The following is an 18,919-nucleotide window of genomic DNA, read 5'->3' on the forward strand; positions in this document are numbered from 1 at the left end:
AATTTACAAGTTGTAATTAAGCAAAATAAATCTTGATTATATTTGCAGAGTTTTTTTATTGATAATCCAGTGCAATCAATTTTTTATCAATAGCTGTTGCTGGCTGAAATTCAGAGCTGATGATATACAAAATGTTATTTTTATCCTGTAAAAAAAGCGGAATAGCCTGCGGATGATCATGACAATACTGGTGATAATCATAGGTAGCGGTAATATTGGTAATTTTAATTTTTGTCTGCTTACCAAGCATATTTTCCAACCTTCTGAAAGTCACATCTTTGCCAAAAAGCTGGCGGGAAACATATTGATACTGTTTTTGTGCACGCGAAGTTAAATCCTGTTCTTCATTAAAACGGATGCGATATATATTCTGTTCGCCAAAATCATGCCGAAATTGCAGTTCACATAATGTATTCAGTTCTTTATCTCGGCTAACAGCAAACAGATAGCCAATACCTATCAGGTCAAGCTCAGTTTGTGCATTTTCTGAAACAGGGTTGCCAAAATATGTACGCAAACCCTTCATGCGCGCACGGGCAATTTGTACATAGTGATAATCGGCAACTAAAACATCAATATTAAGCTGCTTAAGTGTTGTAGCCAGCATCAGGGCTACTTCATTACTGCCTACAATCAGTACACCGTTATTACCGGGTTCACGGACTTTTAGTATACCGGCAACGGTTTTGGCACCAAGTCCCTGTATCAAGACAGTGCCGATAATAATCAGAAAAACCATTGGTGCCAGTAGCTCAGTTCCGGATAAATGTTGATTTTGCAGGCGTAATGCAAACAATGAAGCAATGGATGCAGCGACGATACCGCGCGGACCTATCCAGCTAATCATTATTTTTTCCTGGATACTCAGGCCGGAATTAAAAGAAGAGAACCATACAGCCAGAGGACGTGCAATAAACATTGCGATAAACAGCAAAGCCAGCCCACGCCAGCCTAAACCCAGTAATGCAGTAACGTCCATACGGGCGGCAAGAATAATGAACAGCGTAGGTATAAATAATAAAGTTAAAGATTCATTAAAAGCTAGAATACTTTGGCGGGGAAATTGCGGCCAGTTTGCAAGGGCGAGCCCTAAAATTGTAACGGTTAACAGACCAGACTGGCTTTCGAGATAATTGGATACGGAAAACAAAATTAAAACAAAAGCAAATGTTACGACGTTGCGCATATATTCAGGCAGCCAGTAGCGTTTGATGGCATTGGCAAGAAATACTGCACCGAGACCTCCGCAAATAAATGCTACCAGTACAATTTTGCTAAAAAGTAATAGAGAATTTTCATGTCCGTCAGAAACGATATATTCGTATACCAGTACAACTGCAATGGCACCTACTGGATCAATAATAATCCCTTCCCAGCGCAGAATATTGGCAATTTTCGAACGAGGACGCACACTGCGCAGCATGGGTGCAATGACAGTAGGGCCAGTTACACAGACAAGTGCACCAAATAACAGAGCTACCCGAAAATCCAGATTAAACAGCCAGTATGCCGCCAGCGATAATACGATAATAGTTATCACTGCTCCAAGCGTTACCAGATTCTGCACAACACGTCCGTGCTGACTTATTTCATGAAATTGCAGGGTCAGTGCGCCTTCAAACAAAATAATGGCAACACCAAGTGAAATAGAAGGAAAAAGTAAACTTCCCAGCACAGTATCAGGATGAAACCAGCCCAGAACCGGACCAATCATGATTCCGGTAAACAACAAAAAGAGTACGGACGGTTGTTTTAAATACCATGCCAGCCATTGAGCGCCCATACCCAGAGCCAGTAATATCGATAACTGAAAAGCGATATCCATTGCTTATATTTGTGTAGTCCTCAGAATTGCTATTCTGCCACAAACTTGTTTGGTTATTATTATTTTCGATGAAGTGACGATTATGTATTAACTAAATGATATTTGTATTGACAGATTATCAAACTTAGACTGATTGTTTGGCAGGCAAATACATGTTAATGGAAATTAACATGTATATCTTTAGGTTATATTAATTTATGTTTATAAATACAATTAATTTGTAGCTAAATTGGCTGAATCGCTGCACAATTATGCATGTTTATAATGGGAATTAAGTATATTCCGGATTTCTGTGAATGTAATTAATGCCTGCCTTGTGCACAAATTATTGTTTTTCATCAATAATACAAGCACACAATCATGGAGACGATATGAATACACGTATTGAACATGACAGCATGGGTGAAATCGCTGTATCTGAAAATGTTTACTGGGGTGCGCAGACGCAGCGCAGTCTGCAGAATTTTGATATTGGCGGCGAAACTTTGCCTCCGGCAATGATACAGGCAATGGCTTTGGTGAAAAAAGCAGCAGCTTTAACCAACCAGCAGCTTGAACGTATCAGCGGAGAATGTGCCGGTTTAATAGTACAGGCTGCTGAACGTGTTCTGGCTGGTGAACTGGCAGACCAGTTTCCATTGGTAGTATGGCAAACCGGCTCTGGTACGCAGAGTAATATGAACATGAATGAGGTTCTGGCTAATGTGGCTAATGAAATAGCCGGTCAGCCACGGGGCAGTTATAAACCGGTACATCCGAATGATCATGTTAACCATGCTCAGTCTACCAATGACTCATTTCCGACTGCTATTCATGTCGCTACAGCAATTCAGATTAATAAGCATTTGATTCCCGCTGTACAGGCTTTACGTGACACACTGGCTTCTAAAGCAGAAGCCTTTAAAGATATTGTTAAAATTGGTCGTACACACCTGCAGGATGCGACACCGCTGACACTGGGTCAGGAATTCAGTGGCTATGTCAGCCAGCTGGATCATGGACTAGAGCGTTTGCAGCAGGCATTACACTGGTTATATGAATTGCCATTGGGTGGTACGGCTGTAGGCACTGGTTTGAACAGTCATCCGCAGTATGCAGAAAAAGCAGCAGCTAAACTGGCTGAGTTAACCGGTTTACCGTTTGTTAGTGCACCTAATAAATTTGAAGCACTTGCAGGACGTGATGCAGTGGTATTCGCTTCTGGAAGCCTGAAAACTCTGGCAGTTAGCCTGAACAAGATTGCCAATGATATTCGCTGGCTGGCCAGCGGACCTCGCTGCGGTATCGGGGAAATTACTATTCCGGCAAATGAACCGGGTTCAAGTATTATGCCGGGTAAAGTGAATCCGACACAGTGCGAAGCTATGACTATGGTAGCTGCTCAGGTAATGGGTAATGATACAACTATTACAGTAGCGGGTGCTTCGGGTAATTTTGAACTGAACGTATTTATGCCGGTACTGGTGTTTAATATTCTGCAATCAGTACGTTTATTGGCTGATGCATGCAATAGTTTCAATCTGCGTTGTGCACAGGGAATTGAGCCAGTAAAAGAGAAAATTGATGCCAATTTACATCATTCACTGATGCTGGTTACTGCGCTGAATCGTCATATTGGTTATGAAAAAGCAGCTAAAATTGCTAAAACTGCTTATGCACAGAATACAAGCTTGAAACAGGCAGCAATAGAGCTTGGATTTCTGACAGCAGAAGAGTTTGATAAATGGGTTATTCCTGAAGATATGATTGCACCACACTAATGGTGTAATCTGATTAAAAGCCGCATCGAAATTAATTCAATGCGGCTTTTTTGATATTAAATTCAGTATTATCAGGTGTCTGATTAAACTATTGAAATTGATTACAATCTGATAATAAATTTTTTGTATATTTTAGTTAGTTTGCTGTATTTTTAATTAAACGCGCTTCTAACCTTACATAGCGGTGTTTGTCCAGTAATTGCAGACGAACACCAGTAGTGTCATTGATTATACGCCATGATTTAACAAAACCTAGTGTACCGGTACCAGTCCGTTCATCTTCTATATTGGCACATAGTTTAGTGATGCCGAAAGGCTGACTTAATCGCAATGTATGACGATAGTCGCGATAGGTTCCATTTATATGATTACAGCCGAAATAAGCAAAATACTGGTGTGTATTCGGATCAAAACGAATGCGAGAAGAAGTATCTGGTGTGGGTTCACCATTCAGAGAACGGATTTCCCAGTTACCGGATAAAAATCTGGTATTAGGCTTATCTGCAAAAGCACAGGCATTAGTTATAAGCAAAACAGCCATACAGCCCAGAAAGAATGTTAGTTTCTTCATCTTTTAAATTTCAATTACTTATATAGCCAATTAATTTTGACATATTTTAGGATTTTAGCATTTTTATTCAATTTTGTCAGATTTTGCGCATTATTGTTCGGATTCGCGTTGTTGTTTATACAAACGTAACCATTCAAGAGCTTCTGCTTTTTGCTGATCATTCCCATATTGTAAATCTCGCATGGCGCGGCGGTAACCAGCCTGCTCCTGTGCCTTGGCAATTTGTTGCTGCTGAAAAGAGTCCTGATTATCAGGCACTCTTCTGTGTATCTGTTGCGTTTGTGCTTTAGCCATTGCTTTTGCAATCAGGGCAGCCGGATTAATTTTGCCGGCAGACTTTGCTGCAGAAGTTGTGGTTGTTGCAGGTTCTTTAGTTTTGCGTGCATGCAGTTGTTTCTCTTTTAAACGCTGCAAGCGTTGCAGACGTTCGGTACGATGCTGAAATCGCAGATTGGCCTGAGTAGCAGCGGCAAAACGGTCACTTTCTTCCTCATCGGTCAGTGTTCTTGCCTGTGGTAACCAGTGTTCAAGTACCGGCTGCATATCGATACAATCAACCGGGCAGGGGGCAATACATAATTCACAACCGCTGCATTCAGCGCTGATTACTGTATGCATTTGTTTGGTTGCGCCCATAATCGCATCTACCGGACAGGCTTTAATACATGCCGTACAACCGATACACTCGGTTTCATCAATTACAGCTATTGCTTTAGGAAAGGCAGCTTTAAGTGTATCAGCCGGAGGTAGAATCTGCACATTTAACAGTTTAGCCAGATCATTGATGACAGCAGTACCGCCCGGTGTACAGAGGTTAATTTCAGCTTCGCCGCGACTCAATGCCTGAGCATACGGCAAACAACCCTGATATCCACATTGCCTGCACTGCGTCTGAGGTAAAAGCCGGTCAATGTGTTCAGAAGCAATAGACATGATAAAACTACGTAGTTTTTAATACTTAAAGAACTATTCTAACATAAAGCTAAAACAGCAAATTTATACATATAAGCAGACTTTATTAAATATTATAGTCTGTTTATTCTGCTTTGTATTCAATCCTGTGCGGTTGTTGCTGAAATTATTTACCTGCAGGTGCTGTCCAGCCTCCGCCAAGAGCCTGATAAAGTGAAACCTGTGAAATCAGATAATCTGCTTTACTCTGAATCAGCTGACTTTGTACGCTCAGTAAATTGCGCTGGCTGTCTAGAACATCAAGATAAGGAGAATAACCTGCACGATAACGATTTGTTGCATGATGCAGGGCATTCGCCAGTGCATCTCTTTCCATTTCCAAAGCTTGTTCCTGTTCCTGCAGGCGATAGCTGCCGGATAATTGGTCTTCAACTTCCTTCAGAGCAGTCAGAACAGTTTTACGATAGTTCCAGACAGCTTCATTACGTTTGGCTACATTTAGATCAAAATTTGCTTTTAATTGTCCGCCTTCGAATACAGGTGCCAGAATACTGCCGCCTATACTCCATAAATTAACTGGTTCTTTAATTGGTGATGTGGTAAACAGACGGCCGAATGTAGCGCTGATTTTCACGGAAGGTAAAAATTGTGCCTGAGCCGAAGCCAGACTGGCATCACTGGCAGCTATTAATAGTGCTGACTGAACTATATCTGGACGATTTTTCATCAGATCAGAAGGCAGTATGTCAGGTATAGCCGGTGCATGCAGTTCCGATAAGGATAAACCGCGTTCAATGGTACGGCTGCTACTGCCTGTCAGCATACTCAGAGCATGTTCCTGCTGGCTGATACTGGATTGAACTATCGGAATCTGTTGCAGTGTAGCTGCATATTCAGCCTGTGCCTGATTCAGTTCCAGCTTGGATGTATAGCCGACATTAGCTTTAGATTGAGCAATTTTTAGCTCTCGCTGACGCGCTTCCAGAGTTTTTTGCAGTAAATTCAGCTTTTCATCAAGTGCACGTAAAGTGACATAAGATTTAACCGTAGTTGTAATGACACTTAGACGGGTCGCTTCTTCGGCAATTTCACTGGCTTGCCGGTTCAGACGACGTGCTTTCCATGCATTACGGTTCTGACCAAAAACATCCAGTTCGTATGCAGCCTGAAATGTTGGCTGTTCTACCCGGTTAATGGTAGCAATACCAAAAGCATTCAGGCTTTTTTGCCGTGAAGTACCGCCGCTGGCTTCCAGGCTGGGTAGTAAGGATGCGCGCGAAGCATGTTCCTGAGCGAGTGCTTCCTGTATTCGTGTTTGTGCCAGAGCGATATCAATGTTATTAGCAAGTGCTTCACTGATAAGCCGGTTTAAAACCGGATCATTAAGCTGAGTCCACCATTGTGCATCTGCATTTTGAGCGGAGTGATGATACTGTTCATGCCACTGTACCGGAACATCGACCCGCGCAGCTGCCGGAATGTTCGGAATTCTGGGAATACAACCACTGGCACTGACTGATAGAGCAATCAGGGTAAATAGTCTGATTAAATGTGTTTTCATGCTTTCACTTTGGTTGTATCTATACTTACTACCACAGACATGCCCGGGCGCAGACGTTCAAAAAGATCATTACTGGTATCAATGCGTATGCGGACAGCGATACGCTGTGGTACTTTAACGAAGTTACCTGTAGTGGTATCTGGTTTGATTGCAGAAAACTCACTGCCCGCAGCCGGAGAAATTTTTTCTACGATACCTTTGACTCTGGCTCCGTTCAGGGCATCCACTGTAAACCATGCTGGCTGACCAACACGGATATTGGCTGTCTGTGCCTCTTTAAAGTTAGCGACTACCCATTTGCGGGCAGGTACCAGAAACATTAATTGTGTTCCGGCGTTTACCAGCTGACCATTTTTGACACTGATTTCACTTAGTCGGCCATTTTCAGGCGCCCGGACAACGGTATTGGATAAATCAATCTGAGCCAGTCCAAGCTGTGCATGTGCATTATCAACGTTTGCTTTCAGGCCGCTCTTGTTAACATGAGTGCTTTTCAGATCTTCCTGAGCAACCCGATATTGTGCTTTAGCTTCCGCAACTCCGGTTTGAGCCTGTTTTAATGCAGCTCTTGTCTGGTCGCGTTCACGTAAGGAAAGCGAACCATCAGCAACCAGAATATTTACCCGGGCCATATCAGCCTGAGCTTTTTCCAGTTGCGCCTGAGCATTGGCAATATCTGCCTCACGAGCTGCCAGAGTTGCTTCTTTACTGCGGCGATTCTGTTCGTAATTGGCTAAAGAGCTATCCTGTAAACCAATTCCGGCTTCAGCGGCTGCAACTTTTTGTTTGTAGATGCGGTCATCAATCTGTATGAGTGGCTGTCCAGCCTTAACGTCGTCAAAATCCTGAACATATACCTTAGTAACGTAACCAGTTACTTGAGGACTAATTATGGTAGTCTGACCACGTACATATGCATTATCAGTTGATACCATTGAGTTGCGGAATGGCGGTAATTTCCATGCACGTAAAATCATCAGGACACCAAGCATTAATACCAGTACCAGAATGGCAGTTACAAACCATTTACGTTTAGGAGGCTGCCACTGACTGGCTGCCGGCTGAGCAGGCGAGGGATTAGCCTTACCGGCAGAAGCGGATGAGCTGCTTTGCTGATTTGTGCCCGCCTGATTCGTATTTGGCTGTGCTGATGTCTGTTCATTAGCGGTTTTGCTTGCTACCGGAGCAGACTGTGCGGTTTGATTGCCGGTTGTTTTCTGATTTTGATCCGGATTGTTTTGTTGTGTGTCAGTCATTATTGTCCTTCTTTATTTTATTGTTTTGGCGGTTCTTGCATTGCACGCTGGCGGGCAGCCGCATAGTTTCTCAGTTCACGCCCGATTGGGTTGGTACCGTGTATCTGATGCCACCAGCGATGTGCGCCGACAACCAGAAAGCAGATTAACGAACCGATTCCCACCAAAACAAATAAATCATTGTAAGCAGCCACTTGTGCCAGCATGGTGTCCTGTTGAATCAGTTTACTGACACCATAGGCATGATTCCAGCTGCTATCAAAACTAAAACGCTGGCTGGCCAGAGCATTCTTCTGAATTGCCTGATTGATTAACGGGTCTGTCAGGTATGCACTGTCTGCGCTGTTAATCAGATGAATGCGTGTTCTGATCGTAATGAAAGCATTAAGTAACGCTGAACCGATTAGCCCGCCGACAGTTTGTGAAAAACCGAATACTGCCGAGAAACTCATGATATATACAGGGTCTTTGGAAAGAGCTCGTATCAGTCCTTCCATCATAACCGGTCCGAAGAAAAACAGCGAAGCAAAGGCAATCATAAACTCGGGAATATAGAAGTTAACCGGTCGTGACCACTGATTCTGTCCAACTTCTATAAAACTGGCCATAGCAATAATGGCAAATGAAATGACCAAAGGTAATTTAATATCAAGAGGATTGAATGTTAATACACTAGTAAGTAATCCGAGTGCAGCACCACAGGAAACAACCGCATAAAAATGTATCATCTGGTCATTACTCAGGCCTAAAGCTGTCATCAGACCGGCCGCACCCATGTTTTGCTCAGATAAAGCTACTCGTATCAATGAACCGAAAATCAGTATCTGGAGCATGCCATTGGTATGCATCATCCATTTGATATCCAGCATCGGGCGTTTGCGGTTGTATTCAATAATCACGGAAAGCATACAGCATACGACGCCGGCTACAAACAGCCAGCCAATCCAGTCTTTGTCCCACCAGACAATTCTGCCTTGTACCGCTCCTGCAGAAATAAAGGCAATTCCGGCAGCTAGCAAAGGGAAGCTTATCAGATCAATTTTTTCGAAAGATTTTTCCAGATAACCGGATGGTATAGGTAACAACCATACTGCACCGCATACCAGCAATGCCATACCTAGCTGAAAACTGAATACAAGCTGAAACTGTTCGTGCTGTAAAAGCAGGGGAGAAATAAATCTGGCTAGCGGCTGGCTGAGCTGAGTAAGCCCCAGCCCGAATATCATGCCTTTACCACGATGAATAGCCGGCATCGCCTGCATCATGTAATACATGGCTACACTGTTTAAGCTGCCGCCTACCAACCCGCTCATACCACGTGCAAATAATTCCATATAATAATCATGGAAAAAAAACTGAAGGCAATTAGTCAGTATCAGCCCAAGAATGATATAGCCTACATAACGCGGCAACCCGAAATTCTGGCGGATTTTAAAAAGTAATACACTGATAATGGCGCTGAACATGTAATAGGATACCTGTATCCAGCCGCCCTGTTCAGGTGTCAGTCCCAAGTAGCCCTGAATCTGGGGAATGTTGGCCAGCATCATGCCATTGGTAAATCCGGCAGTTAAGCCAACGATTGTGCCAATGATGCCGTAGCATAAACGCCTTTTCCACGGATGATCGGGAAATGACGGTGAGCCGGCCATCATGGGGCGTTCATGCGGTTTTAACTGATAGGTATTTTGAGACATGGATTTTTTACTGCAATATACATATGCTGAAGCCGCTACAATTAAAAATGCCATCCAGTAATCCTGATTAACTCAGATGGATGGGCGATAAACGTTCAGCGTGTAAGTATTCTAAAACAAATTTTTGGTTTCTGCTAACAATATTTTAATATCTGTGATAATAACTCTGCTTTAGAATAACGGATATAAATTGTTAATTTTTAAAATTATTTATCATTGTAAAAATATAAAACTATTGTGTCTGTCAAAATAAGTCTCACGTGATTGAGATAAGTTACGATTACATAAATATACGATAATTAAAACAGACAAGACTGCATATTAGTTTAATGCAAAATAGGATGAAAGTTCAGTAATTACTGATTGATTTTTAGAGACAGGCAAAAGTGATAATCACACATAAGTATTAACTTATTTTGTTAATAAAAAATCCAGAAGAGTAGATGGTCGTTAAAAACAAAAAAGCATAATCCTGAGATTATGCTTTTTTGTTTTTAACTGGTGCCGGCACCAAGAGTCGAACTCGGGACCTTCTGATTACAAGTCAGCTGCTCTACCAACTGAGCTATGCCGGCGAAAGAGGAGCGCATTATGCGCAATAAAATTAAATCGTGCAAGCCCTTTTGGTGATTATTTTTTAAATTTACAATTAAACTGCTGTTTTAACGATTAATTAAAATATTCAAGTTTTAGCCTGACGGCGACAAACTATAACTATTTTTTATAACGTCCTATATTATAATACTGGGTTTTGTTTATTTATCGGGAGTGTCAGGGTGGGACACCATTTGAAACTCGCGCTTGCCGGCGCGCAAATTCTGTTTGTAGCATTTGGTGCTATGGTTCTGGTACCGTTGCTGACAGGGCTGAATCCGGCACTGGCATTAATGGGTGCAGGTATAGGTACTTTATTATTTCAACTTTGTACTAAACGTAAAGTACCGATTTATCTGGGTTCCTCTTTTGCGTTTATTGCACCGATTATTTATGCCATGCAGGAATGGGGACTGGGTTCAACTATGTTTGGTCTGTTTGCTGCCGGCTTTATGTATTTTGTTTTTGCCGCATTAATTAAATGGCGCGGTCTGGCTTCAGTACATCGTTTACTGCCACCTGTGGTCATTGGTCCGGTGATTATGGTGATAGGTTTATCGGTGGCTGTGGTAGCAAGCAGTATGGCTATGGGCAGATCCGGTGATAAGCAGGTGGTTGATTACGCTCATTCTTTGTTTTTGTCTGGTTTCACATTTGCTGTAACGGTTATTGTTACAGTATTCGGCAGCAAAATGATGCGGCTGATTCCGATTCTGATCGGTGTGGCTGCCGGTTATATTATGGCCTTATTTACCGGTATGGTTGATACCAGTGCCATGGCAGCGGCACCATGGTTTGCTGTGCCCCATTTTGCTACGCCTGAGGTTAACTGGCAGGCTGCACTGTTTATGCTGCCCGTAGCTATCGCACCGGCTATTGAGCATATTGGCGGAATCATGGCGATTGGTAAGGTAACAGGCCACGATTATGTCAAAGACCCCGGCTTGCATCGCACTTTGCTGGGTGATGGTTTGGGCGTATGTGTAGCCGGTCTGATTGGCGGTCCTCCGGTTACTACTTATGGTGAGGTTACCGGCGCGGTAATGATTACTAAAAACAGTAATCCGGTAATTATGACCTGGGCAGCCGTTTTTGCAATTTTTATGGCTTTCTTTGGTAAGTTTAATGCATTTCTCAGCTCTATTCCGTTGCCGGTAATGGGCGGAATTATGTTATTGCTGTTTGGTACTATTGCTTCACTGGGTTTGAAAACGCTGATTGATGCCAAAGTGGATTTGATGGAACCGCGTAATCTGGTGATTGTCAGTTCCGTACTGACTGTCGGTATCGGTGGTATGGTTGTGAAAATAGGTACGATGGCATTTGCTGGTGTGGGTTTGTGCGCTTTACTGGCGATTGTGCTTAATTTGCTGTTACCGGCTAAATCATCTGTTCAGTCCTGATAGATTATTTAAACGATTTATCCTGTAAAAAACCGCAGCTTGTTTATTGCTGCGGTTTTTATATTTAGATATTAATTCTGTCTTTTAAGATGGTTTCAGTAAGAAATATATCATTCAGTTACAGGAATTTCAGGACAAATTACGTGCAGGAATATTAATTGTCTGAATATTAACGACCAGTTAAATAGTGATTAATGATATAGATTAATATTCAGGTCATTATCCTGCAAAAGACAATTCCTTCAAATTCAAACAGAAAATAGCGGCTTTTGCCGCTATTTTAGACTAACCGGACAACCGGCTAAGATTAAGCTGCCTGAATATTAGCCGCTTGTTTACCTTTTGGACCGGTGGTCACGTCAAAAGATACACGTTGACCTTCTTTCAAGGTTTTGAAACCATTCATGTTGATTGCAGAGAAATGTGCAAACAAATCTTCGCCACCTTCATCTGGGGTAATAAAACCAAAACCTTTAGCGTCGTTAAACCACTTAACAATACCAGTTGCCATGAAACTTCCTATACATAAAAAACAAAATAAAGAACAAGTTTACGACACAAAAAGGCCAACAAAGTAGTGAACGACTGTACAACAGTTTGTCTGGCAGTCTATGTCTGACTTGTTAAGTAGTCTTTTTACATAGGTTAAGAACTAACGTCAAGCAAGCTTACCGAAAAATGATAAAATTATTAAAACCGTTACTAAAAACCCACAGATACATGTAGATTAATAGACAATGTCAAATTCGAAGATACAAATTGTTAGCCAGAGCCAGAAATCCATGATAATGCCGCCCAAGCGCTATAAAGTGGTTTTGCTGAATGATGATTACACGACAATGGACTTTGTAATTGCGATTTTAATGGATGTGTTTCATTTACCACATACGCAGGCAATAGCCATTATGCTGATGGTGCATGAATCAGGCCGCGGGATATGTGGTGTGTTTCAAAAAGATATTGCAGAAACAAAATGTAATCAGGTTTTGTCACGCTCGGAAGCAGCCGGGTTTCCTTTACAGTGTTTGGTAGAAGAGGCCTGAATTGCCTGTTTGGGTAATTACGGGTGAAAAATTGGTTCTGCGGGTGCCACTTGAATTTTATCGTGTATGCTTCATGTTTATACAAGTGAATAAAATTGGTTGCAGTCGCTATTGATAACGTTACTTTGTCAGGAGGTCGGATATGATTTCGGCACAGCTTGAAAAAATTCTGCAATATGTTTATGCCGAGGCTCGTAGCCGTGCCTTTGAATTTATTGGAGTGGAACATTTATTGCTCGGCCTGTTGCAGCAAAGTGAAGATGTCAGTGAAGTATTACAGGCTGTGGGTGTAGACAATCATTTACTGTCCAAACAATTACAACAGAGTATACATGAAAACACTCCGGTCTTGCCGGATAATGAGCTGGAACAGTCTGAATTACAGCCTACACTGGGTTTTCAGCGGGTTTTACAGCAGGCTATCGTGCATGTACGTGCGGCTCAGGCAAAAGGAGAGGTAACACCGGTTGATGTACTGGTTGCGATTATGTCGGAAAAAGACAGTCACGCTGTCTATTTTATTGAATCGCAATCAGTAACCCGTCTGGATGTGCTAAGGTATCTGACACTGGGTAATCATCGTTTTTCTCAGGATAAAAATACTGAACAGAATAATGAAACAGAAGCAGCCAAAGCAGAGGCAAAAGCACTCGAGCTGTATACAGTGAATCTTAATATGGAGGTAATGGCCGGACGCATTGATCCGTTAATCGGACGCAATGAAGAAATGCAACGTTTGATTCAGACATTATGTCGCCGGCGCAAAAACAATCCATTACTGGTAGGTGAGGCTGGTGTGGGTAAAACAGCTCTGGCGGAAGGACTGGCCTATTTGCTGGTGAATGAAAAGGTACCTGAATCTATTAAGGGGTCAGTAGTTTTTTCTCTGGATATGGGCGCACTGCTGGCCGGTACCAAATATCGTGGTGATTTCGAAGCACGCCTGAAAGCAGTAATCAAAGAATTAAGTGAGCTGGATAAAGCTGTGTTGTTTGTTGATGAAATTCATACCATCATCGGAGCCGGCAGTGTGTCCGGCGGGACAATGGATGCATCCAATCTGCTTAAGCCCGCGTTAGCTAAAGGGAGTATGCGCTGTATTGGCGCCACTACGTATCAGGAATACCGTACTATTTTTGATAAGGATCATGCATTAAGCCGGCGTTTTCAGAAAATAGATGTAGTAGAACCTTCCGTACCAGAAACGGTACAGATATTGCAGGGCTTGCGTCCGGCATTTGAGCACTTTCATCAGGTACGTTATACCCGTGCAGCATTACAGGCTGCTGCTGAGTTATCCGCACGCTATATAAACGAGCGGTTTCTGCCTGATAAAGCGATTGATATTATTGATGAGGCAGCTGCTGCACAGAAAATTCAGCCGAAATCCAGGCAGCGTAAAATTATCGGACGGGCTGAGATTGAGGCTATTGTTGCTAAAGTTGCACGTATTCCGGAAACTGCTGTTTCTCATGATGATAAGCAGGTATTGCGTTTTCTGGCCGATAACCTGAAAGCAAAAGTTTTTGGACAGGATCAGGCTATTGATGTACTGGCTGCTTCAATAAAAATGGCTCGTTCAGGTTTGAAACCGGCTGATAAGCCGATTGGCAGCTTTCTGTTTGCCGGGCCTACCGGCGTCGGTAAAACTGAGGTTGCCAGACAGCTGGCGCAGTTGCTGGATTTACCATTACTGCGCTTTGATATGTCTGAATATATGGAACGGCATGCTGTTTCGCGTTTAATTGGTTCACCGCCGGGCTATGTTGGATACGAGCAGGGCGGATTGTTAACTGACGCGGTGAATAAACAGCCGTATTGTGTATTGCTGCTGGATGAAATTGAAAAAGCCCATCCTGATGTATTTAATGTGCTGTTACAGGTAATGGATTATGCCAAACTCACAGATAACAATGGACGTAGTGCGGATTTTCGTAATGTAATTGTCATTATGACTACCAATGCAGGTGCTGCCGAGCTTGCCAGACCGAATCTTGGATTTACCGGTCAGCGTGAACAGTCTGACAGTCTGATTGCCATTAAAAATACTTTTACTCCTGAATTTCGCAATCGTCTTGATGCTATTGTGCCATTTAAGGCATTGGATGAACAAATTATTTCGAAAGTGGTAGATAAGTTCTTGCTGGCTCTGGAACAGCAGTTATTGTCTAAACAGGTTGTAGCAGAATTTACACCGGCTCTGCGTGCTTTTCTGGCTAAAAATGGTTTTGATGTAGCAATGGGTGCGCGTCCGATGCATCGTCTGATACAGGAACGTATCCGTAAATTGCTGGCAGATGAATTACTGTTCGGCAGATTAAGTGAGGGCGGTGCCGTGCTTATAGATTATCTTCCGCAGTCAGATGAAGTAGTACTGGATTTTGCGGCTTCGCAGAAATCTGGTCAGAACAAATTTGAATCAGTAACAATTGAATAATTATGTTAAGAATGTCAAAATTAAGATAAAAAAAAGTGTGGCGAAGAGCCACACTTAAACACACACATCAAGAGGAAACCAATCAAAGTAAATTCATTATAATGTTTTTGTTCAGAAGTGTTTTGATTCATATCAAATGTAAAGCTTTAATCTGAAATTATTTGAAAAATTTAATCTCTCTGCTTTGTAAGAGAAACAGAGAGATTGTTTTTTTATGCAATTATCACTGCAATTGTGCAGGAAGAGGATCGTTTTGCAGCTTATCTACAGGTTGTAACCGCTGATTGAGATCCAGAACCTGTAGCTGAGTACTGTCCGTTTCACTGAAAAATTGTTTACTATACGGCAGTTGCGGGGTGCTGATTCCCAGCCATTGTGCAACTCCATCCAGCAATTCTAAACCGCTGCGCCGTGCTTTGTTACGTAATTGTCCGGTTTGATTGCTGCTGATAATCACTAATGGTACGTGGTAGTTCTGATAGAAGTGATCATTATGACGAAGAATACTTTCAGAACGCACGAGGCTGTTTTTTTCATAACTGTTTTTATCGTGACTTAAACCGTGGTCGCTGAAATACAACATACTGAATGACTGACCGCTGTGCTGTAATGCACTATATATCTGACTTAGTAAATTGTCTGTCTGCCGGATAGTGTCAATATAGCAGTTACTATTATTATTATCGACATAGTGATGCGCTGGTTGAGGCAGGCGGTCGCACGGATTAGGATGAGAACCCATGATATGCAGCACAATCAGTCGTGACCGATTCGCGGGCAGTGGCTGATTTAAAACTTTTTGCAGTGGTGCAATAAGCTGATCATCAAAGCTGCGTATACCAAAATCGTATCCGGTTGTTTTCAGAAAAGTCATCTGATTTGCCTGATGAGCAATAGTGGAAATTGATGTATCGTATTGTCCGAGAGCCCCCTGATTAGATAACCAGACAGTATCCATACCGGCTTTTTTAGCCAGAGTAATAATATTATTCTGAATGCTGAAAGGTTTGCCATGGCTTAGCGTTAGGCCGTGTAATAATGAAATAGGTGTGTTGGGGCCGGCAGACAGCATATTATCCATAACGATATTGGCATGTTTATCCAGAAATGGTGTATCTGCATATTTAAAGCCATACAGATGCATATAGTCTGCACGTACACTTTCGCCGATAATCAGTACATAGTTACGATAAATCTGATGGCTGCTGCTGATTTGCCAGTTGTCAGGTTTGGCTAAATCCTGTTTCATTTTTGCCAGTTCAGCAAAATAGGCTCGTGGTTGCAGATAGGCATCTGCTAAAAATTCAACCGGCTGTGCGCGCAACGCAAAACCACCGGTTGTATAGCCCTTACGTGCTGTCTGTACTGTCATTACCATCAGAATCAGTACCAGCGGAATACTCCAGTAAAAACGCCAGCGAGGTGCTGCGGCTTTACGATTAAAACGCACAATAAACAGCGGAACGGCAGCCAGTAAAACAGTAGCAAGGTAGGTGCGCCATGGAATAGCACCAATATATTCACTTGCTTCACTGGCAGTTGTGCTTAATAACGAAGCAACAATGCCAAAACTTGGCCGGCCGTACAGAGTAGCAGTAGGGTGGTATAAGAGAATAATAATAGCACTTAACCACATCAGCCAGTGCCATATACTCGGGAAGAAACGCTGTAAAAGCAGCATAAGCAGCCAGGTTTCAATAATCCGGTTAGGATTAGGCGGATAAGCCAGCGCATAAATCATTACCAGACTGTAAATAAGTAATAACACAATCATCAGCAGATAATGTTTACGAGGTGTCAGTTTCATAAATAACTCAGGATGCAGGAGTAAAATTATCGGCAAAGAAAGCTGTTTCTGCCAGAGCAGTCTGTTTGAGGAATAAGGATTGTGCGCTGGCAATCATTTGCGGATGTCCACATGCATATACTTCATGGTTGCTCATGTCTGGATAATCATTTAAAGCGATATCCTGTACATACCCTCGAGCTCCTTTCCAGGCTGATTCCGGACGGGACAGTACCGCAGTCCACTTTGCCTGAACCAATTTGGCGCAGAGATTGTCCAATAAGGCAGCATCGTACAAATTTTCTTCTGCGGCTACTCCCCAGTATACATGGATGGCCTGCCGGTATTGCTGTTCAGCCAGAGTATTCAGCATAGCTTCAATTGGTGCAATACCAGTACCAGATGCCAGCATAATTAATGGTTTTTGCTGTTTACTCAGTTGAAAGCTGCCTAAAGGTCCGTGAATGTGAATAATATCTTTTTGCTGAAGCCGTCCGTCAAATAATTGTTCAGAAAAAACACCACCTGTATGGCGGCGGACATGAATAACCAGCTGACGAATATCAGTATTAAAACCGGCGATAGAGTAACTGCGGCGTAAATTATCAGCCAGAACAATATCGACATATTGTCCGGCTGTAAAGTTAAACTGTTTTTTTAGCGGCAGTTTCAGGGTAACAATGGCTACATTGGCACAATAGCGAATATCATCAATCCGCGCATTCAGCGTTTGAACCGGTTGATTATTTTTACCCTGATAATTGGGTAGATAAACTGTTATATCACTTTCAGCACTCTGACAGCATAATAAAATATCCTGCTGATTGCTGTCTTTACTGTTCAAGGCCGCCTGTGAATTGATTTCAGTAGTTTTGCCCTCGGTCAGTTGTGCCTTGCAGGCACCACAACAGCCACTTTTACAGGCATGCGGCAGCATAATACCGTTTTCAATAGCCGCATTAAGCAGTGATTCCCCTTGTTTTGCGTAAAAAGTTTCACTTGCCGGTAAAACAGTTATCCGATAACTCATATCTGTTTTGTATTATTTTAAAGAAAACGATTATTTTAGAACCTTGCCAGATAAAAGCCAAATCAGGAGGTAAAAAAAGATAATAAAGATCGGAGTGCAGATTACATTATTGTTTAATGAAAAAAGCCTGTTATGCTTAATAACAGGCTTATCATGAATACTGCCTGAAAAGGCAGGGAAAGATTTAGTTGGAAAAGTATTTGGCGTAGATTTTGTCGTACTCGCCACTGGCACGAATTTTTTTCAATGCATCATTCAGTTTTTCTACTGTGGCTGTATCACCTTTGCGTACCACGAATCCATAATGGTCTACACCAAATTCCGGTACCTTATTAATAGTAAATTTATCAGCACCGTTGGCTTTAACATAATTACTGATAACAGCACCATCTGATACCATGGCCTCAACCCCGCCATTTTCCAGCTCTTTAATGGCTAAAGGTACATTGTCAAAACGGGCAATTTTGGTACTTTGGGCACCAAGTATCTTCTGAACGGCCAGATCACCGGTCTGACCACTTGCAACAGCTACGCGCTGCATATTATTTAATTCTGCCAGAGAATGGAAGGTTTTTGCTTTCGGTGTCAGTACCATCATAGAAATATCAAAGTACGGATCGCTGAAAGTCATACTTTGTTTACGTTCATCAGTGATGGTTACCCCGGAAGCTACTATATCTAAATCGCCGTTATTCAAGCTGGCAAACAGACCATCCCAGGGCTGGTCTTTAAACTGTATTTTGAAATTACCGGCTTTAGCCATTGCGGTAAGCAAGTCAATATCAAAACCGGTAAGTGAACCATTAGCGGTACGTGACTCGAAAGGGGCAAATTCGGCATTTGTACCCACAATATAAGTTTTATCGGCACCAGACTGTGCAGGTGCAGATGCAGATTCTGAATTATTTTTACTTCCGCCACAGGCCGTTAGCACCAGTGCAGAGCACATGGCTGCAGCGGCGAACCAGTGTTTGATTTTCATAAATGCTCCTTGAGTTCAGATGGGTTAATTGGCTAAAGAAGATGTTCTATACAAAAATTTAC

The 18,919-nt window shown here is 42.4% G+C and carries 14 protein-coding genes and 1 tRNA gene; 4 read left to right on the forward strand and 11 right to left on the reverse strand.

What is annotated here, in order from left to right; translation table 11 throughout:
- Positions 1–55 precede the first annotated feature (55 nt).
- Positions 56–1,825: a cation:proton antiporter gene (locus H3V01_RS02395; RefSeq protein WP_038648789.1), complete on the reverse strand. Its 1,770-nt coding sequence runs from the start codon at positions 1,823–1,825 to the stop codon at positions 56–58.
- 371 nt (positions 1,826–2,196) lie between these two features.
- On the opposite strand from H3V01_RS02395, the gene fumC reads away from it, so the two are divergent.
- A complete protein-coding gene (gene fumC, locus H3V01_RS02400; RefSeq protein ID WP_084563420.1) occupies positions 2,197–3,585 on the forward strand; it encodes a class II fumarate hydratase in 1,389 nt (462 codons plus the stop codon).
- A gap of 136 nt (positions 3,586–3,721) precedes the next feature.
- On the opposite strand, the gene H3V01_RS02405 is transcribed toward fumC, so the two are convergent.
- The 6 genes from H3V01_RS02405 to H3V01_RS02430 form a co-directional block, all read right to left on the reverse strand.
- The gene (locus H3V01_RS02405; RefSeq protein WP_080690442.1) at positions 3,722–4,156 is read right to left on the reverse strand and encodes an META domain-containing protein; all 435 of its coding nucleotides are present in this window, start codon (positions 4,154–4,156) and stop codon (positions 3,722–3,724) included.
- A 90-nt stretch (positions 4,157–4,246) separates the two neighbouring features.
- Entirely contained in the window at positions 4,247–5,089 is an 843-nt protein-coding gene (locus tag H3V01_RS02410; RefSeq protein WP_198185885.1) for an RnfABCDGE type electron transport complex subunit B, read from the reverse strand.
- A 145-nt stretch (positions 5,090–5,234) separates the two neighbouring features.
- A complete protein-coding gene (locus H3V01_RS02415; RefSeq protein ID WP_198185886.1) occupies positions 5,235–6,629 on the reverse strand; it encodes an efflux transporter outer membrane subunit in 1,395 nt (464 codons plus the stop codon).
- Complete coding sequence (locus H3V01_RS02420; protein WP_198185887.1) at positions 6,626–7,885, reverse strand: HlyD family secretion protein; 1,260 nt, start codon at positions 7,883–7,885, stop codon at positions 6,626–6,628. Before H3V01_RS02420 ends, H3V01_RS02415 begins: the two co-directional genes overlap by 4 nt.
- 17 nt (positions 7,886–7,902) lie before the next feature.
- Positions 7,903–9,636: an MFS transporter gene (locus H3V01_RS02425; protein ID WP_198185888.1), complete on the reverse strand. Its 1,734-nt coding sequence runs from the start codon at positions 9,634–9,636 to the stop codon at positions 7,903–7,905.
- A gap of 445 nt (positions 9,637–10,081) precedes the next feature.
- A tRNA-Thr gene (locus H3V01_RS02430) sits at positions 10,082–10,157 on the reverse strand.
- Between the two features lie 201 nt (positions 10,158–10,358).
- Between H3V01_RS02430 and H3V01_RS02435 the strand changes: the two genes are divergently transcribed.
- Entirely contained in the window at positions 10,359–11,579 is a 1,221-nt protein-coding gene (locus tag H3V01_RS02435; RefSeq protein WP_078474813.1) for a uracil-xanthine permease family protein, read from the forward strand.
- 307 nt (positions 11,580–11,886) lie between these two features.
- On the opposite strand, the gene H3V01_RS02440 is transcribed toward H3V01_RS02435, so the two are convergent.
- Positions 11,887–12,090 carry a cold-shock protein gene (locus H3V01_RS02440; RefSeq protein WP_025330479.1) on the reverse strand — a complete coding sequence of 68 codons (204 nt, stop codon included), beginning with the start codon at positions 12,088–12,090 and terminating at the stop codon, positions 11,887–11,889.
- 226 nt (positions 12,091–12,316) lie between these two features.
- On the opposite strand from H3V01_RS02440, the gene clpS reads away from it, so the two are divergent.
- Together clpS and clpA are read left to right on the forward strand one after the other, a co-directional pair.
- Positions 12,317–12,622, forward strand: a complete 306-nt coding sequence (clpS, locus tag H3V01_RS02445) for an ATP-dependent Clp protease adapter ClpS (RefSeq protein WP_198185889.1) — start codon at positions 12,317–12,319, stop codon at positions 12,620–12,622.
- A 142-nt stretch (positions 12,623–12,764) separates the two neighbouring features.
- A complete protein-coding gene (clpA, locus tag H3V01_RS02450; RefSeq protein ID WP_198185890.1) occupies positions 12,765–15,059 on the forward strand; it encodes an ATP-dependent Clp protease ATP-binding subunit ClpA in 2,295 nt (764 codons plus the stop codon).
- Between the two features lie 223 nt (positions 15,060–15,282).
- Here the strand turns inward: clpA and H3V01_RS02455 are convergent, their stop codons facing one another.
- From H3V01_RS02455 to H3V01_RS02465, 3 genes are all read right to left on the reverse strand, one after another.
- Positions 15,283–16,866 (reverse strand): phosphoethanolamine transferase, encoded by a 1,584-nt coding sequence (locus tag H3V01_RS02455; RefSeq protein ID WP_198185891.1) that lies wholly within the window; start codon positions 16,864–16,866, stop codon positions 15,283–15,285.
- A 7-nt stretch (positions 16,867–16,873) separates the two neighbouring features.
- Complete coding sequence (locus H3V01_RS02460) at positions 16,874–17,875, reverse strand: 2Fe-2S iron-sulfur cluster-binding protein (protein ID WP_198185892.1); 1,002 nt, start codon at positions 17,873–17,875, stop codon at positions 16,874–16,876.
- A 184-nt stretch (positions 17,876–18,059) separates the two neighbouring features.
- On the reverse strand, positions 18,060–18,857 hold the full coding sequence (locus H3V01_RS02465) for a basic amino acid ABC transporter substrate-binding protein (RefSeq protein WP_198185893.1): 798 nt from the start codon (positions 18,855–18,857) through the stop codon (positions 18,060–18,062).
- Between the last annotated feature and the right edge of the window lie 62 nt (positions 18,858–18,919).

This window comes from Snodgrassella sp. M0351, assembly GCF_016100575.1.
GTDB lineage: Bacteria > Pseudomonadota > Gammaproteobacteria > Burkholderiales > Neisseriaceae > Snodgrassella > Snodgrassella alvi.